The organism is Pelistega sp. MC2, from assembly GCF_900099475.1.
Classification (GTDB): Bacteria; Pseudomonadota; Gammaproteobacteria; order Burkholderiales; family Burkholderiaceae_B; genus Taylorella; species Taylorella indica.
The window spans coordinates 653,453-675,805 of record NZ_LT628275.1 but is presented as its reverse complement, the minus strand read 5'-3'; the positions used below and the strand labels follow the sequence as shown (position 1 = coordinate 675,805).

The following is a 22,353-nucleotide window of genomic DNA, read 5'->3' as shown; positions in this document are numbered from 1 at the left end:
TTACTTACCTTCTGCCTGCTGATTTACTGCTTGTTTAGCACTCGGGATAACATCTGCTTTTTTGGCATCCACCTTTGGTGTACCTTCTGGTTTTACATCTTTAGGTACATCAGGACGACACAAGACAATAGCCTTGTTGCCTTTAACTTGGCTATCAATGGTTTTCCCTTTTTTAGCACATTCTGCCTGCATTCGTTGCAAGGCTCCATCACATGTACCTTCTTTAACTGAGCATTGTTCCATAAAATGGATATCAGTGTTCTCATATAAAATCGTTGTACAAGCACTGATACCACTTACCGCAAAAGAAAGGAGTAATAATTGAATCTTCATAAGCTATTCTATAGTTGTTAGCTCGCATTAACCTCATCTAAATCAATGGCAATAGCATGATTAAGTGTTTTGGCTACTTTTGTTCGTAATACATTAGTATGGGCATGGCGCACAATTTGTTTAATGTCCGGAATATGCTGAGGATGCATAGAAAAAGACTTTAACCCTAGACCCAACAATAACCGAGTATATAATACATCTCCCGCCATCTCACCACACACCGCAACATGTTTCCCTGCTTTATCACCTGCCTGAATCGTCATATGAATAAGTCTGAGTACCGCTGGATGAACAGAGTCATACAAATTCACCACTTCATCATCAACACGATCAACCGCCAAAGTATATTGAATTAAATCATTAGTACCTATAGAAACAAAGTCTAACTCTTTAAGGAAAGGTTCTATAGCAATAGCAATAGCAGGAATCTCAACCATCGCCCCTAGTTCAATATTATCATTGATGCTATACCCTTCTGCCATTAGTTCATTTTGTGCTTGCTCCAGATATTGCTTGACAGCAAATACTTCGTGCATATGTGAAATCATTGGAATCAAAATGCGCAATCGCCCATGCACAGACGCCCTTAATAACGCTCTTAATTGGGTTAAGAACATTTCCGGATGTGCTAAGCAATATCTTACCGCTCGCAAGCCCAATGCAGGGTTAACAGCTACAGTTGCTTCATCATTTAAATTTTTATCTGAACCAATATCCAAGGTACGAATCGTCACAGGCTTGTTACCCATTGTTTTGAGCACAGAAGAATAGGCTTCATATTGTTCATCCTCGCTTGGCAACTGCTCTCGATTCATGAATAAAAATTCACTACGATATAAACCTATACCCGTTGCTCCCATTTCTAAGGCTAGTTTAGCTTCTTCGGGAAGCTCAATATTCGCCTCTAATTCAATGTGTACGCCATCAACCGTAACAGCTGGAGCATCCTTTTGAAGCAATAAAAACTCTCTTTCTGTCTCGTATTGCTTTTGTAAGCGACAATATTGACTCAAAATAAGTGGTGATGGATTTACAATCACTAAACCAGCTTCACCGTCTACAATCATCAAGTCTCTATCCTTGACCAACGATCGTACATTTTTCATCCCTACTACAGCAGGAACATGCATACTTCTCGCGACAATAGCCGTATGCGATGTCGGCCCACCAGCATCAGTGACAAAAGCGCCAAAATGCTTATCTCGTAAATTAAGCATATCGGCAGGAGAAATATCATGAGCCACCACAATAAAGGGTAAATCAGTCACTTGTTCTGTTTGAATACTTTTTAAATCAAAACTCTTGACGCCCGATAAAAAAGACAATACACGCTCAATGACTTGATTAACATCACTCGCCCGTTCTCTTAAATACTCATCTTCCATTTGGGAAAATTGTTTAGATAAGACCTGCCCTTGTGTTGTAATGGCCCATTCGGCATTATAGCGATGGTGACGAATAAGATTTTTGGTCTCACTAGCTAATAAAGGATCTGCAACCAATAAACTATGTACTGTCAATAAGGGTGCTAACTCTATTGGTGCATCTGCTGGTAAATTATTCTTGATATACTCTAGATCATTAAACACTGCTCGTAGTGCATTATCTAAGCGTACGCACTCACTTTCAATATCTTCGGGAGCAATTAAGTGATGACTCACCTCTAATAAGGCAGCACCCATTATCACAGCCTGTCCAATAGCAATACCTTTGGCAACTCCCTTACCGTGTAACGCCATGACAGCAGTGACATTATCAGTCTCTTTTTGCTCCATACCCTTTATTCTCTCTTTTTTGTTTAGTCTGGCTCACCAAAACGACTATCAAATAACGCTTTTAAAGCAACTAATGCCGCATCAGCATCTTCACCCTCAGCATCCATAGTGACTGTCATACCTTTACCTGCTGCCAAAAGCATAACACCCATTATGCTTTTGGCATTTACGCGTTGTGATCCTTTAGAGATAAAGATTTCACTTTTAAACGTAGAAGCTAATTGTGTTAATTTAGAGGCTGCTCGAGCATGCAACCCTAATCTATTACTAATTTCAATATCCACTGAAGGCATGTTTACTCCAACACCAAATCTGTATTATTTACAGGAGCAATCTATTGATTGCAAGCCCTTTTGCCCACCTTCAAGAATTTTTGTTTTTAATTCTTGAAGCGGTAAATCATTATAACGAATTGCATTAAGCAACATACAAACATTTGTACCACCAAAAAACTCACTAGATACTTGTTGATGATTTAAGGCTTGGGCAATTTTAAATCCTGTATTGGCAGGCGTTGCACCAATCAAATCACTAAATATAATCACTTGTTGATACATTGGTAATTGTTCTTGAATATTTGCATTGAGCTTTTGTTGTAATTGCTCTGGATCTTCATCTGCTGCTACATCATAAACAAGAATATCTTTAGCTTGTGCAAACACATGAAGAGCCACTTCTTTTAACGCCGATGCTAAAGGTACATGAGCAATTACCACAATTAATGTTTTCATATTATTTACTCAACACCTGTTCAAGTTGTTCAACGAAGAAAGCGGCAACATCAAAATCTGTTTGTTGCGTAATCTCAACAAAACAAGTTGGACTAGTGACGTTTACTTCGGTTAAATAATCACCAATCACATCAAGTCCTACTAAGAATAGTCCACGCTCACGCAATATTGGCGCTAAACTATTGGCAATTTCCCAATCTCTCTCACTCAATGGTTGTGCTACACCACGTCCACCTGCGGCTAAATTACCACGAGTTTCACCTGCCAAAGGAATACGTGCTAAGCAATAAGGTACCGCTTGTCCATTAATAACTAAAATACGCTTATCCCCTTTAACAATTTCAGGAATATAACGCTGAGCCATAATCGTTTCTGTGCCATTTTTGGTTAATAATTCCAAAATAGAACTTAAATTTGGTTCTTGTGCGCCCAAACGAAAAATGCCCATTCCTCCCATTCCGTCTAATGGTTTAACGACTACATCACCATGTTGCTGATGAAAAGCCTTAATTCGTGCCATATCTTTAGACACTAATGTTGGAGAGGTGAATTGACTAAACTCAGTAATAGACAATTTTTCAGGATGTGTGAGCATCGCAATACCAGTATTGAATACCTTGGCACCAAATTTTTCTGCATAGGACAATAAATGACAGCTATAAGCATACTCCATGTTAAAGGGAGGATCTTTACGCATGATGACAGCATCAAAATCAGCTAAATTAGTCTCTTGGATACTTCCAACTGCTTGCCACCAAGAGTGCTCTTCTAAATTAGCACCGTCAATCACTTGAATCGCTTGAGTTTTAGCAAAAACTTGTCCATTAATATATAAATCTTTCTGTTCTGTAATGAAAAGTTCGTGACCTTTTGCACTTAATGCATACATCATTGCCACCGTACTATCTTTGTAGGCTTTCAATGTGTCAATTGGGTCGATTATAAATAATACTTGCATGAATTTCTTAACTCCACGCTATTGTTTGAACAAACAACAATAGGGTAGCAGATTTGCTACCCGATGTTCTAAGCTTAATATTATAAGCTACTCTTAGCCTATTACCTAGTGATCTTTATTTTTTCTTAGGCGCAACGACCATGACCATTTGACGGCCTTCTAGTTTAGGCATTGCTTCAACACTCACCATATCGCCCAAATCTTCTTTAACACGTTCCAATACTTTCATACCAAGTTCTTGGTGTGCTAACTCACGACCGCGGAAACGTAGAGTTACTTTGGCTTTGTCACCATCCTCAATAAAACGTTTCAAGCTACGCAATTTAACTTGATAGTCTCCTTCGTCAGTACCAGGACGGAATTTAATCTCCTTAACCTGAACCACTTTTTGTTTAGATTTGGCTTCCTGTAAGCGCTTTTGCTCTTGATAACGGAACTTGCCATAGTCCATCAAACGACATACCGGTGGTGTTGCATTTGGAGCAATTTCAACTAAGTCAGTATCTGCTTCATCTGCTTTAGCTAATGCTTCTTTAATAGAAACAACGCCCAATTGCTCACCATCAATACCAATTAAACGTACTTCTGGACTACGAATTTCACCATTAATTTGGTGTGTCTTTTCGGTTGCGATGTTATAACTCCTAAAAAATTAATAAATATATTATGCTTTTACATCAATGCGTTGTGCGACATCATTGCTTAAGCGTTTAATAAAATCTTCAACAGATAAAACCCCTAAATCTAGGTTTCCACGTGCACGTACAGCTACCGCATTAGCGTCGCGCTCTTTTTCACCTACAACTAAAATATAAGGGATCTTCTGTAAACTATTTTCACGAATCTTACGAGTAATTTTTTCATTACGTAAATCCGCTATCACTCTAAAGCCTTTGGCTTTTAGTTGATCAGAAATACTTTGCGCATAGTCATTAAATTGTTCCGAAATTGGACAAATAGCCACTTGCTCTGGTGATAACCATGGTGGCATAGCACCCGCATAGTTCTCAATTAACATACCAATAAAACGTTCCAATGAACCTAAAATAGCACGGTGAAGCATAACTGGATTCTTACGCTGATCATTAGCATCAACATATTCTGCACCTAACCGTACAGGCATAGAAAAGTCTACTTGCATCGTACCACATTGCCAATGACGACCAATCGCATCCTTAAGCGTATACTCAATCTTAGGACCGTAGAAGGCACCCTCTCCCGGAGAAATTTCGTACTCACAACCAGATTGGCGTAAGCTTTCCATTAAAGCCTCTTCAGCTTTATCCCAAATTTCATCAGCACCAATGCGTTTTTCTGGACGAGTAGCAACTTTATACAAAATATCCGTAAAGCCAAAATCCTTGTATACTTTTTGTAATAAAGCCGTATAGTCTGCACACTCTTTCAACAACTGATCTTCTGTACAGAAAATATGACCATCGTCCTGAGTAAAACCACGCACACGCATCATTCCGTGCAATGAACCTGATGGCTCATTACGGTGACATTGACCAAACTCACCATAACGGATAGGTAATTCACGATAAGAATGTAGACCTGCATTATAAATCTGCACATGTCCAGGACAGTTCATCGGTTTTAAACCATATTCACGATTTTCTGACTCTGTCGTAAACATATTTTCTTTATAGTTATCCCAGTGACCTGTTTTTTTCCACAAGCTTAAATCTAAAATCTGAGGAGCTTTAACTTCTTGATACCCATTATCAATATAAACTTGGCGCATATATTGTTCTACTTGTTGCCAAATTCTCCATCCTTTAGGATGCCAGAAAATTAATCCTGGTGCTTCATCTTGGAAATGGAACAAATCTAATTCTTTACCTAATTTACGGTGATCACGGCGCTCAGCCTCTTCTAACATCGTTAAATAAGCTTGTTGTTCTTCTTTGCTTGCCCAAGCCGTACCATAAATACGTTGTAGCATTTCATTTTTTGAGTCGCCTCTCCAATAAGCGCCAGCAACCTTCATTAATTTGAAAACTTTTAATTTTCCTGTTGATGGCACGTGGGGTCCACGACACAAATCAATAAAATCACCTTCTCGGTATAAACTAATTGTCTCATTACTTGGAATAGAGGCAATAATCTCCGCCTTGTAGTTTTCACCTTGTGATTTAAAAAATGCAACAGCATCATCACGCAACCATTCCTCACGTGTCACTATCTCATCTTTCTTAGCTAATTCAGCCATTTTTTTCTCAATTTTTTCGAGATCTTCTGGCGTAAATGGGCGCTTATATGAAAAATCATAGTAAAAGCCATTCTCGATTACAGGACCGATAGTCACTTGTGCATCAGGAAATAAACTTTTAACTGCATAGGCTAATAAATGCGCTGTTGAGTGACGAATCAAATCTAATCCCTCTGGATCTTTGGCCGTGATAATAGAAAGGTCAGTATCTTCCTTAATAACATAACTCGTATCAACTAACGTGCTTTTACCTGCTGTGCTAATTTTGCCTGCTAGTGCGGCTTTCCCTAAACTAGGTGCAATTGCTTGCGCAACTTCGCCTACTGTAATTGCTTGTTCAAACTCTCGTTTTGAACCATCAGGTAAAGTAATCTGAATCATCTATTAAACCTTAAAAATAAAAAACGCGACACCTTGAATGGTAGCCGCGTTATCAATAACACCAATGCAGAGCAAAGCACGAGCGGCCAGAATTTAATTATTCTAGAGTTAGTTCGTGAAAAATGTGCTCATAAATCGGTTATATATGAAGATAAGAATATAATGATTCTAGCAGTTTTCTTAATGATATTCACGCCTTAGCGGGTTTTGCTCCCGAAAAACTACTAAATTTTGTAAAGACTTGTGGTATATGACAAACAAATTTTATGTATTTGAACTAATATAGCCTTAAAATAGACAATTCAGTCTTAAAACGAACAGGAGATTACTCACATGGGTAAAAAAGCCATAACACTTATTTTTTTAGCCATTTCTATTGCTATACTCCTATTTATTGTTAGTACGTTTTATAGTGCATTCACTCGACCAGATCAAGCATCTATCCCTCCTGTAGAATCTACGGATACCCCTCAAAACACGGTCAGTGGAACTATCACGCCAGCTACGCCACCAGAGACAGTAGAAACTACAGCAACATCACCAGCAACAACGGAAGCGACAACATCAGAGCAAGATACTGAAGTCCCTGATACAGCTAACCAAAATAATACTACTGATGACGTCAATGTAGGTAACAGCAGCAATGAAGAAGCAGGCCAAGTACTTGAACAAAATCCTCATTTAAAACAAGCATTACCAACCGTACCTACTGCCCCAGCAACCACTGATAGCACTGCAATCACCAATACCGACAATACAACCACGGCACCTGCAAATAATGCTACCACTGAATCAGCCCCCAAAAACTCTATTCGTGTGGGTAATGTGGAAACGCTACCTTTAAATAGTAATGATAGTACTACTAGTGAAAATAGTAGTTTTCCTAAACCAACTACGACTCGTCCAACCACTCAAAGTCAAAGTACATCACCAAAAGCTACGCCAAGCAATGATAACGCTAGTTTTCCTAAGCCCGCCGCTACGGAAAATAGTACATTCCCTTCTCCTATTAACTAAAGAAGACAACTACATTTTCTAGATATGGCGTAGGTAAAAACTAAAAGGACTGCCATCTGTTAATTAGAGCCAACAGTCCTTTACATCACTTTTTAGATAAACTGTCCACGTCTAAGCAATCAGTCTATAACTAGACTTTTCACTAATAATGACCTTATCTAGTGACTAGCTACACGACGAGTTTTCGTTTTTTTAACCTCAATAGGTTGTACTCCTTTAACAGACTCAACCATATTAAGGGCAGCAACTTCAGCTTCAGTTAATGCTTGTGGCATACGTTCCAAAGCTACTTCTAGCACTTGATCTATCCATTTAACAGGAATAATTTCAAGACTATTTTTAATGGCGTCTGGAATTTCCACTAAGTCTTTCACATTTTCATGTGGAATCAAGACAGTCGTAATACCACCACGATGCGCAGCTAGTAGCTTTTCTTTAAGGCCACCAATTGCTAATACCTCACCTCTTAAGGTTATCTCACCAGTCATTGCCACATTTGCTTTAACAGGAATACCTGTAAAGGCTGAGACCAAAGCTGTTGTCACTGCAATACCAGCAGATGGACCATCTTTAGGTGTCGCTCCATCAGGGACGTGAATATGCATATCTTTTTTCTCAAAAAGACTATCTGCTAAGCCAAAACGATGTGCTCGAGAACGAATAACTGTGCGTGCCGCAATCATTGACTCTTTCATCACATCACCGAGAGAGCCTGTCTGTTGAATTGCACCTTTACCAGGTACGACAGCAACTTCAATGGTCAATAAATCACCACCAACTTCGGTCCAAGCTAAACCAGTCACTTGCCCAACTTGATTGTCTTTTTCAGCTAAGCCAAATGTAAATTTGTGTACCCCTAGATACTGTTCAATATTTTTGCTATTAACAGTAATAGTTCGTATCTTAGTCGCTTTACGTGCGGCTGTTTTTTTAGGTTTCACTGTTTCCTTACTATCAGTACCTGCCAATAAGATTTCTTTGACAACTTTACGACAAATTTTACTCATTTCACGTTCAAGCGAACGCACCCCTGCTTCTCTGGTGTAATAGCGGATAATATCTAAAATAGCTTCATCTTGGATCACCAACTCATTTTCTTTTAGACCATTATTTGTCATCAATTTAGGCAATAGATGATCTTTAGCAATATGTAATTTTTCATCTTCTGTATAACCTGCAAGACGAATAATTTCCATACGATCCAATAATGCAGGTGGTATATTCAAGGTATTACTTGTCGCCACAAACATCACATCGGATAAATCATAATCTACTTCTAAGTAGTGATCTTGAAATGTATGATTTTGTTCTGGATCTAGCACCTCAAGCAAGGCAGATGCTGGGTCACCACGGAAATCCATACCCATTTTATCAATTTCATCCAATAAGAATAAAGGGTTTTTAACACCAACTTTAGTCATATTTTGGATAATTTTGCCTGGCATTGCTCCAATATATGTACGGCGATGACCTCTAATTTCTGATTCATCTCGAACACCACCTAACGCCATACGCACATATTGACGGTTAGTCGCCTTAGCAATGGATTGTCCTAATGACGTTTTACCCACACCAGGAGGTCCTACTAAGCACAAAATTGGTGCTTTAACCTTAGTCACACGTTGTTGAACCGCAAGATGTTCAAGAATACGCTCTTTCACTTTCTCAAGACCATAATGATCTTCATTCAGAACCGACTGAGCATTAGCCAATGAATTATTCACCTTAGATTTTTTCTTCCAAGGGACATTAACTAGCGTATCCACGTAGGTGCGCACCACTGTCGCTTCTGCCGACATCGGTGACATCATTTTTAATTTTTTGAGTTCAGCTGTGGCTTTCTCTTTTGCCTCTTTAGGCATACCAGCCGCCTCGATTTTCTTCTCTAACTCTTCAAAATCAACGCCATCCTCACCTTCACCCAATTCTTTTTGAATAGCTTTAACTTGCTCATTGAGGTAATAGTCACGTTGACTTTTTTCCATTTGTTTCTTGACACGACTTTGGATTTTACGCTCCACTTGCATAATATCCATTTCAGTATCGACAATACTAAGCACTTGTTCTAAGCGCTCTGTCACATCTAAGGTAGAAAGTAATAATTGTTTTTTATCTTGCTTAACCGTTAAATGTGATGCCAACGTATCAGCCAAACGATCTGGGCTATCAATACTTTGTAAATTGCCCAATACCTCTGGTTGAATTTTCTTATTAACTTTGACATACTGATCAAAGTGTTCAAGTACAGCACGCATCAATGCTTGAATTTCGGGTGTACGAGTATCATCCACCTCAACTTCTTCAACTCTAGCACTATAATGCGTATCCACTTCTTTTATCTCGCGCACGAGTATACGTTGCTTGCCTTCAACAAGCACTTTGACGGTTCCATCTGGTAATTTAAGTAACTGCAATACGTTTGCCAACACCCCGACATCATAAATATCATCAGGACCTGGGTCATCATTATTTGCAGATTTCTGAGCGACCAATACAACTTGATGGTTAGTCTCAGACATTGCCTTTTCAAGTGCTCCGATAGAACGAGGGCGTCCCACAAAAAGAGGAATAACCATATGCGGGAAAACAACTACATCACGTAATGGAAGCAATGGTAATTCAACTGTATTTTGCATTTGAAATTTGCGATTAGTCGACATTGAAATCCTTTAAAATAAGTTTTCTACAAGTAGCTTAAATAGTGGCTTGTATCTAAATTTCAAGTCTTATTTATAAACTAATACTGGCGCCTTACCTGATTCAATGGCATCAACATTAAGAATCACTTTCGCTACATTTTTTTGTGACGGCAAATCATACATAATATTCATCAGTGATGACTCTAGAATAGAACGCAATCCTCTGGCACCAGTTTTACGTTTTAGAGCTTTTTTAGCAATTGCCTTTAATGCTGCTGGCTCAACTTCTAATTCAACACCTTCCATCGAAAATAATTTTTGATACTGTTTAACTAATGAATTTTTGGGTTCAGTCAAAATTTGTACCAAAGTATCTTCATCTAGTTCTTTTAAAGTCGCTACGACAGGCAAACGACCAACTAATTCGGGAATCAAACCAAATTTAATAATGTCTTCTGGCTCTACTTCATTAAATAACTCGCCTACACCTTTTTCTGATTTACTTTGAACACTCGCTCCAAAACCAATCCCAGACTTTTCTGTTCGATTTTGAATAACTTTTTCAAGGCCATCAAACGCACCACCTACAATAAACAAAATATTGGTTGTATTCACTTGAATAAAGTCTTGATTAGGATGTTTGCGTCCACCTTGTGGAGGCACAGAAGCCACAGTACCTTCAATTAATTTAAGCAATGCTTGTTGTACACCCTCACCAGATACATCACGTGTAATTGATGGATTATCCGATTTGCGAGAAATTTTATCAATCTCATCAATATATACAATCGCTCTTTCAGCCTTTGCCACATCATAATCACAATTTTGCAATAGCTTTTGAATAATATTTTCGACATCTTCGCCAACATAGCCTGCTTCAGTCAAAGTAGTAGCATCTGCCATCACAAATGGTACATTCAATTGACGAGCTAACGTTTGTGCTAATAATGTTTTACCAGAACCAGTTGGTCCGATTAATAAAATATTACTTTTGCTTAATTCTACATCATCATTTTCAGTATCTAACTGATTATCAGCATAACGAATTCGTTTGTAATGGTTATATACTGCAACAGCTAAATGACGTTTAGGTTGGTCTTGACCAATAACGTATTGATCCAAAAATGCTTTAATTTCTACAGGAGTAGGTAAAGGAGCTTCGTCACCTACCTGTGCCTGTTTCTTATCATTTGATTTAATGAGTTCTAAACAATCGTTGATGCAATTATTACAAATATAAAGTCCTGAAGGACCTGCAACTAAATTTTTAACCTCTGCCTTTGTACTATGGCAGAAAGAACAACGTTCGTTTTTTGAAGATTTATCAGTCATATGATTTTTTCTATAAATAAAAGAGGTCGGCGTTAACCGACCATCTAAATTAACAAATGTTAACCCTTTAGAACCTTAAAGCGCTGAACGCTTTTCAAGTACTCTGTCAATTAAGCCAAACTCTAATGCATCCGCAGGACTCATATACTTGTCTCTTTCGGTATGCTGACGAATAACATCTAAGGATTGTCCTGAATGTTTCGCCATGATTTGATTTAATTGCTCTCTTAACGATAAGATTTCACGTGCCTGAATATCAATATCAGTCGCTTGCCCTCTCGCGCCACCTAAAGGTTGATGAATCATAATACGCGAATTAGGTAAGCTAAAACGCTTGCCAGGAGCTCCAGCATTCAATAAGAATGCTCCCATACTAGCTGCAAAACCAGTACAAAGCGTAGAAACTTCTGGCTGAATAAATTGCATCGTATCATAAATTCCGAGGCCAGCATAAACACCACCTCCTGGAGAATTGATATACAAAGAGATATCTTTCTCAGGATTCTCTGACTCTAAGAAAAGTAATTGAGCAACCACAAGATTAGCAGACTGATCGTTTACTTCACCCACTAAAAATACAATTCTTTCTTTAAGGAGACGAGAGTAGATGTCATAAGAACGCTCTCCACGACCAGACTGCTCTACTACCATTGGAATATAGCCCAGACTGGTCGGTCTCACCGACTCATCACCATGCAAAGACGCATAAAAATCGGTAAAACGGCTAGTCATTATACTTGTCCCATAATTTCTTTGAAATCAACTTTAGAGTCTGTAACTTTCGCTTTTGAAAGCACAAAATCCACTAAATTATCTTCAAGCACTAAGTTTTCCATATCAGCACGGCTTTGTTTATTACTTAGGTAATAAGCCACTACTTCTTCTGGTTTCTCATAGTTTTGAGCAAACTCTTCGATACGAGCACGAACTTGATCCATTGTTGGGCGTAAATTCTCTTTTTCCACCACTTCATTTAATAACAGACCTAAACGAACTCGACGATCGGCTTCTGCTTCAAAAGCAGCAGACGGAATTTCGAATGTATCAGCATTTGGCATACCTCGCGCTTTTAACTCTTCTCGTGTTTGGGCAATGCGAGAATTCACTTCATCAGTAATTAACGCTTTTGGCACATCAAACGTTGATACTTTAACTAAAGCATCAAATACATTTGATTTTGTACGAGCTAATGCACGTGCTTTAGCTTCACGTTGGATATTTTTAAGAATCTCTTCTTTCAATTTAGCTACATCACCGTCAGCTTGACCTAACGATTTAGCAAACTCACCATTAACTTCTGGTAATACTGGCTCTGCAACTTCTTTCATCACGATAGTAAATTCAGCTGTTTTACCCGCTACTTCTTTACCTTGATAATCTTCAGGGAAAGATAATGGGAAAGTTTTTTCTTCACCTGCTTTTAAGCCTTTTGCTGCTGCTTCAAACTCTGGCAACATACGACCTTGACCAAGAATGAATGGGAAAGCTTCTGCTTTACCACCTTCAAACTCAACACCGTCAATTTTACCTACAAAATCAACAGTAACACGGTCATTATCTTGTGCTGCACGATCTACTTTTTCGTAATTAGCACGTTGCTGACGTAAGATATCTAAAGTACTTTCTACTTGTTCATCACCAACTTCTGTTGTCACACGAGTTGCTTCGATAGTTGAAAAATCAGGTAATGTAATTTCTGGGAAAACTTCAAATTTAGCGACAAACGCTACAGTACCTTCAGCAGCACCCTCTTTTGGTTCCATAGATGGGACACCAGCAACACGTAAACCAGCTGCCTTAACTGCCTCATCAAATGCTTGCCCAACTTTTTGGTTTAATACGTCATAACGTACGCTTGGACCATGACTACGCTCAATAACAGACAAAGGTGCTTTACCTGGACGGAAGCCTTGAACTTTAGCTGTACGAGCCACACGTTGTAATTGTGTTTTTACTTCTTTTTCAATGTCGTCTAATGATACGACTAAATCAACTTGGCGTTCTAAACCTTCTAATGTTTCTACTGTTGGTTGCATTTAATTAACCTTACTTTTAATAAAAAAAACATGAATAGCTCTCTATTTTACCGAATTTTTTTTTAAATATCTGTAAATCAATACTTTATTAAAATTACAATTATCTAGAGAGTGATTAAATTCATCTACTACTTGATGTTTAGGATAATTAGCCTCTAAAAACTAAAATGCCACTCCTGTTCCTAACGACCATCCATAACCACTATTATTCACACCTGCACCACCATAGTAGGTACAAGCACTCATCATAGTCGCCAAAAGGGAAACGATAATAAGACGATTTAATTTAATTTTCATATGAGATAGCTATAATAAACTGTCCGTATTCAATATGATAACCTTATATATGTTTTATAATGGGCTAAGCATACTATCTTATTCTAATTACTAAATACTAAAGTACTAAAGGAGTTATTTATGCAAGATACACCTGAACAATCTACTGAAACAGTTAATTATTCTGCTGAAAATACCACACAAACAGAGGTAGCCAATCACCCTTCTCCATTTAGTAATGGCACTTTTGTTATTGCCTTAATTATTATCGGCTTATTCATTCTATTAGTTACCTGGTCTATCAGCTTCACTGCTTTATTCTTTGGTGCTTTTGGTACTTTTCTATCAGTAGCAACATGTTTCTTGGATCATCAAAATTTCCGTTTCCGCTCTAACGGCAATTGCAAATTATCTGATGAAAATTGGGCTTACCTAGCCACTCGTGCAGTTTTTGGTGCTTTATTTGGTTCTGCTACCGTACTATTAGTAATTGGTAATCACGGACACGCTCACTGGTCAGCTATTGCCGGTTTATCTACAGTGGGTGCTTTCTTAATTGATTTTATCGTTTTCAAAAGAGCCACTCACTAAACAATTTATTATCTAAAACAAAGGGAGCTTTGTCTGCTCCCTTTCTAAGCCAATCACGCTGTGATTATTTTTCTAAGTAAATCACACTAACACGCTGGAATATTAACCGCCAAACCTGCCTGTGAGGTTTCCTTATACGTTGACTTCATATCCGCGCCAGTTTGTTTCATCGTCAAAATCACTTTATCCAATGATACTAGGTGTTGTCCATCACCGCGTAAGGCTAAGCGTGCAGCATTAATAGCTTTAACAGCCCCCATAGCATTGCGTTCAATACAAGGCACTTGCACCAACCCTCCCACAGGATCACAAGTCATACCAAGATTATGCTCCATACCAATCTCAGCCGCATTTTCAACTTGCTGTACCGTTCCCCCTTGAACAGCGGCTAAAGCCCCTGCTGCCATTGAGCAAGCAACACCTACTTCACCTTGGCAACCGACCTCTGCCCCAGAAATAGAAGCATTTTCTTTATATAAAATCGCAATTGCGCCTGCTGTTAATAGAAAATCAATGATACCCTGTTGGTTATTCGGTGACAAAAATCGATCATAATAATGCATTACAGCAGGAATAATCCCAGCAGCACCATTAGTCGGTGCTGTCACGACACGCCCACCTGACGCATTTTCCTCATTCACGGCTAACGCATATAAATTAACCCAATCCAACATTGCCAAAGGATCTCGTAAAGATTCCTCGGGGCGTGATTTTAGCGTTTCATAAAGAGAATGTGCTCGTCGTTTTACTTTAAAACCACCCGGTAAAACACCCTCTTGTGAACAGCCTCTTTTCACACAAGCTTGCATAACAGACCAGATGTCTAACAATTTCTCACGTACTTGCTGTTCAGGTAGATAGACCTTCTCATTTTCCATCATGAGTTGAGCAATACTAAGATTATTCTTAGTAGCTTTTTCCATCAACTCATCCCCCGTCTTAAAAGGATATGGTACAACGACATCTGGCGATAAGTTCACTTTTAAACCATCACAATTCATCACAAAACCACCACCGATAGAATAATATTCTTTTTTCATCAACAACGTATTATCAGCATCAAACGCTTTGAAACGCATACCATTAGGATGCTGTGGCAATGTCTCTTGCCAATTAAAAATAATATCTTTATCAGGATTGAATGCTATTTCCTGTTTATTCAATAAGGAAATTTTATGTTGGCTAGCAATTTTATCTACTAAGGCGGGAATAATATCGCAATCCACTTCATCAGGTAAATAGCCATGCAACCCCACCATAACAGCTTTGTCACTAGCATGACCAAACCCCGTTGCACCCAACGAGCCAAATAACTCAATGGTGATTCGAGCCACATCTGGTATGAGATTAGCTTCTTCTAATCGATTGACAAATCGCACAGCCGCAATCATCGGGCCAACCGTATGAGAACTAGATGGGCCTACACCTATTTTGAATATATCAAATACACTTAACATTAGCAGTATCTCCTAATTTTTTCGTTATTATCATTGATTATTTTGTGATGTAATCATAGCATTCCTTATCGATAATAACTGCAATTTAGTTACGATAAAGTGCATCAATATTCTTTTGTTGTTTCTCATCTTTCAACTCTTCATCCTTCGGCAACGGTTGATCATTAATTAATGGATTATCCCAATCACCTGAAACATGTAAATAAGTTGTTAATGCCCTATTAAGGCTATCTGATAATAGCCATTGCGATAAAAAAGCGCCTAGACCGACTACTGGATTAACAATGATCCCAGCAAGAACCGCTGTTCCACTCATTTCAATTTTAGGAATCGCTGCCACTTGAAAGTTTAGTTTTTTGCTTGCAATCTCTGTATTGCCAACAGCAGCCATTGCCAATATAGGGCTATCCAGTCGAAAATCACTCACATAAAAACGATTATTTTTTAGTTCAAAAAAAGCTCGCGTAAAATCAAATGGTAAGCCTTTCCCCATCACACTAGGTGTTTTTGTGGTTAAGTTTGCAAGACTTGATAAAGACTGTAATGAGATAAGTGCCAATGCTTTTGTCGCTGTAGTATCTAGTGTCAATAAAGCACCATGTTTAATTTGCGCATTACCACTCACATCCAAATCCTTTACACGAATGTGACGAACGTCTGGAGCAGCCACCTCCAAATTAGCAAAACCAGTACCAGCCTTCATAAAATCTTTATAGTTAAAATAACTTAAAAAATCACCCATATTGACCGTATTGATATTCACCTTCATTTGCATACCAGTTTTAGTCGTATCACTGATTAGTTGCCCTGTAGCAAAAAGACTCGCTACATCATTACTAACACGTAAACTATCAAGTTGCCACTGGTCTTTAGAGATCCTTTTACTATTAATATCAATACTGCCTATTAATTGTTTATTCCAATAGAGTTGCTTAATTTTTCCATTAATATCCATTAAATCAACTCGAGAGGTTTTACTAGAAATATCATCTGTATCAGTTGAAGAAGGAAAATTCTCTTTCGCACTAAAACTTACTCTATTTAAATCAGCATCAATACGCTCTACACGACCATGCAAAGATTTCAGGCTAATATCCCCTTGAATATCATTAGAATCCAAATTAAATTGCCAAGTATTTGCCTGTAACTGCCCAACAGCCTGAATATTTTTCACTATGACATCGAACAAACTTAAGGAATTGACCTTAGCTGAAATTTGTCGCAATGATGGGAATAACGATGGTTTAGCTGATGACGACGAAGTAGATTTCACAGGTAAGGAACCACTACTATAGGTTGAAAATTCATCTACAATATCTAACCATGCATTAATATCCCAGTCTCCTCCTAAGGCATCGATAGATAAATCATCTACTGGTAGTTTCGCTGGCTTATTAATTGCTATGACGCCTCGATTAAAGGCATTAATAGACCTATTTTTATGCTCAAAAACAATATGTACAAAATCCTTAAAGTCTATTTTTAATTGTTCATATTGATGTGTCTTTGGAGCAATAAGCTTTACTGACAAAGGTGTTTTTTGCGAAGCAGATTTACCCATACCATTTGGCAAATCTATTGATAAACCTTGTAATTGACTCTGCACATTTACATCTAATAAATCACCACCTAAGAAATGGATTTGTGTGGCATAATCTGCCACTCCCTGTACACGATGCAATCCTTTTAACGGTAAAAAGTCTCTTAGTCCTTGTCCCGTAAATTTACCATTTACGTGAAGTATATCTCCTTTAGCACCAATTCCTCCTTGTAGAGTAGCTGATCCACCAAGTAACTTTCCATTAATTTTTTCAATTTCAACATGCTTTTCATTAATTTTTATTTTTCCATCTGCATGCATCAATGTAGGGTGGTTAGGTGAAAATTGGAAACTGGTATCATATGCATCAAATTGAGCATCCACTTTGGTCTTATCTGGATCCATAATAGGAATCGTTAAGTCCAAGTTGCCTTTTAATTCTCCAGATATTTTCGTTTTATCTAACACCTTATTTAATAAAGGTCTTAACGGAGAATGACGATAAAATTTTAAAAAACTATCACCATTGGTTTCTATACCAGTTTTGATTAATACTTTTGTATTCTTCTCAATATTATTAACTTCTACTTGAGCATCATTAGTCGCTAGCTTGGATAATGCTAATTCAGGATTAAAAGATAATTGTGGACCTTTAATCAGAATATTGCCACGATTAAAATCAATAGTCCCCTCCTTGACATAGATATCAGGCCAATAGGTATTTTCTCTTGCGGGAAATTGATGATAGTGTAATTGCACATCCCTTACATCCCCTTTGATTCTAAAATCACCTGACGATGCATGCTCTCCAAAGGGAATATGGTCAACAACGCCCTTGACACTAATCTCAGCATTTTCTGCATACCCTTGCAAAAATGCTTTTTCTAACCAATCTAGGGCATCTGCATCAATCGTTTTAGGCAGATAATTTGCTAACTGGCTCAATTCTAACCGTGAGACATTGGCGTTAATATCAACAATTCCATTATCACTATGAGGATCAAATCGCCACGAACCAGTCACTGACATCTTCCCTTTTGGAATTTCTAAGTGTGCATGATTAAAAACCACTTCTGGTATATCGCCCTCAAGTAAGTTATATACACCTTCTATTCTCACCTTGTTAACCTGCATAGGATGGCGGAAAAACTCATTCGCCTCAATATGTAAATCATCTGATGCCAATGCAAATTGATAAGGTTTACTTAAGCCATTTTTGGAAGAAAAATCTACGCTAATATTTTTACCACTTAACAGGAATTTCCCCCCTACACTCTCTTTATCTTGAAATACAAAATCCTCTAACTGAGAATGTGTCGTAAAGTCAGTAATATTCAATTCATTAAACGTAAAATGAGCCTCTGCATTTTTAATTTTTCCTGTCTGGAATATAAGAGGAAAAGCAACCCAATTCTTAAAATAATGAGGATACCAATCTTTCCAATTAATATTAACAAACCCATTACCTTGTTTATCTACATTAGCATTTAGCAGAATAAAACTACCCGCTTTTTTTGGGGGACTAATATGTAAGTCTACTGTTAATTTTTGTTGGTCATGTTCAGCATTAAAATACACCGGCTCAAAAACCAAATCCTCCACACCGCTGACTAACTTATCTCGCCAAACAATACGACTACTATCAATAAGGATTTTTTGTGGTAAGCGTTCAAATCCCCAGGAAAGCCAAGGTTTGAGAGTCGCTAACATATCCTGTTCTGACATTGGTTTAACTTTTAAACTGCCATCTTGGGAAGCTAAGAGTTTTCCTCCTAGCAATATTCTTCCTTCACTATTGCGTTCAACCACTAACTCAGCATCTGATACTCGAATACTACTAACTTCAGGCTTAAACATCAGTAAAGAACGTGGTGATATCGCTAATTCTAATAAACCGATTTTTGCATCATCATTATTTTTTTCATTACTTAATGATGCTTGCTTAACCTGCAAATGAGGAATAAGGCCTTTTTCCCAATCCACAACAATTTTTTCAAATTGCAATGAAGGATGTACATTTTTTTGCAACCATTGAATAATTTCTGGACGCCAATTATCAATGTTTGGAGCCAAATAAAACCGCCCTACCAATATAAGTAGTGTCATAAGCACCAAACAGCTGCAGAAAAAATATAAAAGGAATTTAAAAACTTTATTCAAAACAAACCTTATTGATTATCAATTTACTTGGTATTTAAACTATTATATAACGTTGAGTAGATTTCTCAGTTTGGTGATTAAAAATGAACGAAAGCTTAACAAATTCTTTACTTTGGTCCCATTTTCTTAAAAGACGCTTAGATTCTCGTCCAGAGCTTCGTGAACAATTACTAGAAGATATCCAAACCCCTGTTACGCCAGATCAGATAATGAACTGGCTTACTGAATTAGGGGGTTCATTGAACAATACACCAGCAGTAGATGTAGCGACTTGCCGCTCTATCATTCGTAAATTAAGAAACCGTATTTTCCAAACGCTTATTGTTAGAGATATCAATCAAATTGCCTCTTTAGAAGAAGTAGTAACTGCCATGTCATTGATGGCAGATATTGCTATACAAATGGCTTATCGTTCAGTCATGCAAGACTTAACTAATGCTCATGGCGTACCTATTGACCCACTAAGTAATCTCCCCATGGAAATGATTGTACTTGGTATGGGAAAGTTAGGAGGACAAGAACTAAATGTTTCTTCTGATATTGATTTAATTATGCTCTATGGTGCAGAGGGAGAGACAACTGGCAGAAGACCTATTAGTTATCATGAATTCTATGGCAAATTAACCCAACGAATGATGCCAATTATTTCAGACCCTGATGCCGACGGCTTTGTATTTAGGACAGATCTTCGCCTACGTCCAGACGGTGACGGTAGTCCTTTGGCTTGGAGCCTAGATGCCTTAGAAAGCTACTTAATCACACAAGGTCGAGAATGGGAGCGTTATGCTTGGTTAAAAGCACGCGTCATTCCGGTAAAATTTTTCTCAGATAGTGATCCCGAAAAAGACATTCATTCTTTAGAGAGTTTACGACGCCCATTCGTCTATCGTAAATACTTTGACTTTGATGCCTTGGCGTCATTAAGAAAATTACGTGAGCAAATACGTCAGGAATGGGTAAAAAAAGCGGCTAATCGTTCTGGTACAGATACTTCGCAAAATATTAAACTAGGCGAAGGCGGAATTCGTGAAATTGAATTTATTGTACAAGTTATTCAGCTTATTCGTGGTGGCCGTATGCCTAGCCTACAAGAAAAAAACTTGTTAAAAGCTTTAGCTGCTGAAAATCATGCGAATGTGATTGAAGAAGATACAGCCAATAAATTAGAGCATGCGTATCGTTTTTTAAGACGTATTGAGCATATTATTCAGTATCAAAATGATGAACAAACACATTTGCTACCTAGTAGCGAAGAAGGACTAAACACTATTGCGCTGGCGGCTGGTATGCCTAGAGAAGAGTTTGATTTAACCCTAAAACAACACAGAGAATTTGTCGCTGAAACTTTCAAAAACGTATTTCGTATACTAGGCATGAATGATGAACATACTGATGATGAGGAAAATGAAGCGGAAAATAGTTTACATCCTCACCCTTCTTCAATAAATGAGGGAGATTTAGCTAATACCTCAATTAGTGAAGAATTGCAAACTCAGTTTGGTCACCGTACGGCTGTCATGCTAAAAAATCATCGCATCCAACAACTCAACACAAGCAATAGACAACGTCTAGAAAGCCTTATTCCAGTATTGCAGCAAGCGGCTCTTAAAACAGCCACCCCATCATTAGCCTACAACCACCTAGCAGATTTAATTGAAACGATTGCTCAGCGTAGTGCCTATATTGCTCTCTTAGTGGAATACCCAGAAATAGTCCAACGTGTTGCCCGAATTATGAGTGCTAGTCCACTAGCGGCACAAGTTCTACTAAAAAACCCACTATTGCTAGATAGTTTGATTGATTGGCGTACTCTATTACAACCGATTGATTTAGCAAATGTACATGAGCAATTACATCGTGACTTAGACGCTAGTGTCATTCATGAAGGTGAACCTGACATCGAACGGCAGATGAACCTTATGCGTGATACTCAAAAGATTATTAGTTTTCAGCTTTTAGCTCAAGACTTAGAAAATGAACTAACTGTAGAGCATTTAGCGGATTATTTATCTGCCTTAGCTGATATGCTTTTAGAGGAAAGTCTCTACCGAACTTGGCAACAATTAAGAAAAAGCTCTAAATTTGATTTACCCGAAAAACCCAAATTTGCTGTTATTTCCTATGGTCGTTTAGGAGGTAAGGAGTTAGGTTATTCTTCGGATTTAGATTTGGTTCTTATTTTTGATGATCCTGCTGACTATGCTGTCGAAGTCTATGCAAAACTAGGACGTAGGCTTAGTACATGGTTATCCAGTATGACCTCTTCAGGTCGCATGTATGAAATAGACTTACGCCTACGACCTGATGGTGATGCGGGTCTACTCGCCGTATCAATTGATGGCTTTGAACATTATCAAAATGACTTGGCTTGGGTATGGGAGCATCAAGCATTAACACGTGCACGTTTTTCTGCTGGTGATACTCAAGTTGGCGAAAAATTTGAGAAAGTTCGTCGTTCAATTCTTCTTAAACAGCGTGATTTAGCTACTCTTAAACGTGATATTGTAGACATGCGTATTAAGATGAAAGACGGCCATCCAAATCCAACCCCTCTATTTGATATCAAGCAAGACTATGGTGGTATGGTTGATGTGGAATTTATTACTCAATATTTAGTCCTAGGCTATAGCCACCGTCATCATGAGTTGCTAGAGAATTTGGGTAATATTGCTTTATTAACAATAGCAGGTAACGCAGGACTGATCCCTATGGAATTGGCAGAAAAATGTGCTAATGCCTATCGAACCTATCGTAAATTACAACATGAAATTCGTTTACGTGGTGAAGAAAAGGCACGTATCAGTATGGATCAATTACAAGAAGAACGCTCTGACGTCAGAAAACTGTGGGAACTTGTTTTTGACTCAACTCATACAATAGCTGAAGCAAAAACTGAATAAGATAGACATAAG

17 protein-coding genes are annotated in these 22,353 nt (G+C 38.0%); 3 read left to right on the top strand and 14 right to left on the bottom strand.

All coding sequences use genetic code 11. The features are described 5' to 3' along the window. From BQ4443_RS08695 to thrS, 7 genes are all read right to left on the bottom strand, one after another. Entirely contained in the window at positions 1-333 is a 333-nt protein-coding gene (locus BQ4443_RS08695; RefSeq protein WP_023951966.1) for a hypothetical protein, read from the bottom strand. 17 nt (positions 334-350) lie between these two features. Beyond that, on the bottom strand, positions 351-2,108 hold the full coding sequence (gene ptsP / locus BQ4443_RS08690; protein ID WP_023951964.1) for a phosphoenolpyruvate--protein phosphotransferase: 1,758 nt from the start codon (positions 2,106-2,108) through the stop codon (positions 351-353). Between the two features lie 23 nt (positions 2,109-2,131). Further along, positions 2,132-2,401: an HPr family phosphocarrier protein gene (locus BQ4443_RS08685; RefSeq protein WP_023951962.1), complete on the bottom strand. Its 270-nt coding sequence runs from the start codon at positions 2,399-2,401 to the stop codon at positions 2,132-2,134. Between the two features lie 24 nt (positions 2,402-2,425). Further along, the gene (locus BQ4443_RS08680) at positions 2,426-2,839 is read right to left on the bottom strand and encodes a PTS sugar transporter subunit IIA (protein ID WP_071058588.1); all 414 of its coding nucleotides are present in this window, start codon (positions 2,837-2,839) and stop codon (positions 2,426-2,428) included. Position 2,840: 1 nt separating this feature from the next. Further along, entirely contained in the window at positions 2,841-3,797 is a 957-nt protein-coding gene (gene gshB / locus BQ4443_RS08675; RefSeq protein ID WP_071058587.1) for a glutathione synthase, read from the bottom strand. A gap of 115 nt (positions 3,798-3,912) precedes the next feature. Then, on the bottom strand, positions 3,913-4,431 hold the full coding sequence (gene infC, locus BQ4443_RS08670; protein WP_081710688.1) for a translation initiation factor IF-3: 519 nt from the start codon (positions 4,429-4,431) through the stop codon (positions 3,913-3,915). 30 nt (positions 4,432-4,461) lie between these two features. Next, a complete protein-coding gene (thrS, locus tag BQ4443_RS08665; RefSeq protein ID WP_023951954.1) occupies positions 4,462-6,393 on the bottom strand; it encodes a threonine--tRNA ligase in 1,932 nt (643 codons plus the stop codon). 333 nt (positions 6,394-6,726) lie between these two features. On the opposite strand from thrS, the gene BQ4443_RS08660 reads away from it, so the two are divergent. Continuing rightward, positions 6,727-7,410: a hypothetical protein gene (locus BQ4443_RS08660; protein WP_071058586.1), complete on the top strand. Its 684-nt coding sequence runs from the start codon at positions 6,727-6,729 to the stop codon at positions 7,408-7,410. Between the two features lie 158 nt (positions 7,411-7,568). On the opposite strand, the gene lon is transcribed toward BQ4443_RS08660, so the two are convergent. The 5 genes from lon to BQ4443_RS12675 form a co-directional block, all read right to left on the bottom strand. After that, positions 7,569-10,046, bottom strand: a complete 2,478-nt coding sequence (lon, locus tag BQ4443_RS08655; RefSeq protein ID WP_143000599.1) for an endopeptidase La — start codon at positions 10,044-10,046, stop codon at positions 7,569-7,571. Positions 10,047-10,136: 90 nt separating this feature from the next. Then, positions 10,137-11,381 carry an ATP-dependent Clp protease ATP-binding subunit ClpX gene (clpX, locus tag BQ4443_RS08650; protein WP_023951948.1) on the bottom strand — a complete coding sequence of 415 codons (1,245 nt, stop codon included), beginning with the start codon at positions 11,379-11,381 and terminating at the stop codon, positions 10,137-10,139. Positions 11,382-11,456: 75 nt separating this feature from the next. Then, positions 11,457-12,113, bottom strand: a complete 657-nt coding sequence (clpP, locus tag BQ4443_RS08645; protein WP_023951946.1) for an ATP-dependent Clp endopeptidase proteolytic subunit ClpP — start codon at positions 12,111-12,113, stop codon at positions 11,457-11,459. Further along, on the bottom strand, positions 12,113-13,417 hold the full coding sequence (gene tig, locus BQ4443_RS08640) for a trigger factor (protein WP_071058584.1): 1,305 nt from the start codon (positions 13,415-13,417) through the stop codon (positions 12,113-12,115). The genes clpP and tig overlap by 1 nt, the downstream gene beginning before the upstream one ends. Before the next feature lie 162 nt (positions 13,418-13,579). Beyond that, a complete protein-coding gene (locus tag BQ4443_RS12675) occupies positions 13,580-13,714 on the bottom strand; it encodes a hypothetical protein (RefSeq protein WP_256330959.1) in 135 nt (44 codons plus the stop codon). A 120-nt stretch (positions 13,715-13,834) separates the two neighbouring features. On the opposite strand from BQ4443_RS12675, the gene BQ4443_RS08635 reads away from it, so the two are divergent. Next, positions 13,835-14,284 carry a hypothetical protein gene (locus BQ4443_RS08635; RefSeq protein WP_023951942.1) on the top strand — a complete coding sequence of 150 codons (450 nt, stop codon included), beginning with the start codon at positions 13,835-13,837 and terminating at the stop codon, positions 14,282-14,284. An 86-nt stretch (positions 14,285-14,370) separates the two neighbouring features. Here BQ4443_RS08635 and BQ4443_RS08630 read toward each other — a convergent pair whose 3' ends face one another. Both BQ4443_RS08630 and BQ4443_RS08625 read right to left on the bottom strand, forming a co-directional pair. Further along, positions 14,371-15,741 carry an L-serine ammonia-lyase gene (locus BQ4443_RS08630; RefSeq protein WP_071058583.1) on the bottom strand — a complete coding sequence of 457 codons (1,371 nt, stop codon included), beginning with the start codon at positions 15,739-15,741 and terminating at the stop codon, positions 14,371-14,373. A gap of 85 nt (positions 15,742-15,826) precedes the next feature. Next, complete coding sequence (locus BQ4443_RS08625; RefSeq protein ID WP_023951940.1) at positions 15,827-19,387, bottom strand: YhdP family phospholipid transporter; 3,561 nt, start codon at positions 19,385-19,387, stop codon at positions 15,827-15,829. 137 nt (positions 19,388-19,524) lie between these two features. Here BQ4443_RS08625 and glnE point away from each other — a divergent pair, with 137 nt between their 5' ends. Further along, positions 19,525-22,341, top strand: coding sequence for a bifunctional [glutamate--ammonia ligase]-adenylyl-L-tyrosine phosphorylase/[glutamate--ammonia-ligase] adenylyltransferase (gene glnE / locus BQ4443_RS08620; protein ID WP_071058582.1), 2,817 nt, complete (start codon positions 19,525-19,527; stop codon positions 22,339-22,341). Positions 22,342-22,353 lie beyond the last annotated feature (12 nt).

Coding starts and splice junctions, on each gene's coding strand:
- BQ4443_RS08685 (WP_023951962.1), bottom strand. CDS start 2,401: ATGCCTTCAGTGGATATTGAAATTAGTAATAGATTAGGGTTGCATGCT.
- clpP (WP_023951946.1), bottom strand. CDS start 12,113: ATGACTAGCCGTTTTACCGATTTTTATGCGTCTTTGCATGGTGATGAG.
- ptsP (WP_023951964.1), bottom strand. CDS start 2,108: ATGGAGCAAAAAGAGACTGATAATGTCACTGCTGTCATGGCGTTACAC.
- BQ4443_RS08680 (WP_071058588.1), bottom strand. CDS start 2,839: ATGAAAACATTAATTGTGGTAATTGCTCATGTACCTTTAGCATCGGCG.
- BQ4443_RS08625 (WP_023951940.1), bottom strand. CDS start 19,387: ATGACACTACTTATATTGGTAGGGCGGTTTTATTTGGCTCCAAACATT.
- clpX (WP_023951948.1), bottom strand. CDS start 11,381: ATGACTGATAAATCTTCAAAAAACGAACGTTGTTCTTTCTGCCATAGT.
- lon (WP_143000599.1), bottom strand. CDS start 10,046: ATGCAAAATACAGTTGAATTACCATTGCTTCCATTACGTGATGTAGTT.
- BQ4443_RS08630 (WP_071058583.1), bottom strand. CDS start 15,741: ATGTTAAGTGTATTTGATATATTCAAAATAGGTGTAGGCCCATCTAGT.
- BQ4443_RS08695 (WP_023951966.1), bottom strand. CDS start 333: ATGAAGATTCAATTATTACTCCTTTCTTTTGCGGTAAGTGGTATCAGT.
- BQ4443_RS12675 (WP_256330959.1), bottom strand. CDS start 13,714: ATGAAAATTAAATTAAATCGTCTTATTATCGTTTCCCTTTTGGCGACT.
- BQ4443_RS08635 (WP_023951942.1), top strand. CDS start 13,835: ATGCAAGATACACCTGAACAATCTACTGAAACAGTTAATTATTCTGCT.
- glnE (WP_071058582.1), top strand. CDS start 19,525: ATGAACGAAAGCTTAACAAATTCTTTACTTTGGTCCCATTTTCTTAAA.
- gshB (WP_071058587.1), bottom strand. CDS start 3,797: ATGCAAGTATTATTTATAATCGACCCAATTGACACATTGAAAGCCTAC.
- thrS (WP_023951954.1), bottom strand. CDS start 6,393: ATGATTCAGATTACTTTACCTGATGGTTCAAAACGAGAGTTTGAACAA.
- tig (WP_071058584.1), bottom strand. CDS start 13,417: ATGCAACCAACAGTAGAAACATTAGAAGGTTTAGAACGCCAAGTTGAT.
- BQ4443_RS08660 (WP_071058586.1), top strand. CDS start 6,727: ATGGGTAAAAAAGCCATAACACTTATTTTTTTAGCCATTTCTATTGCT.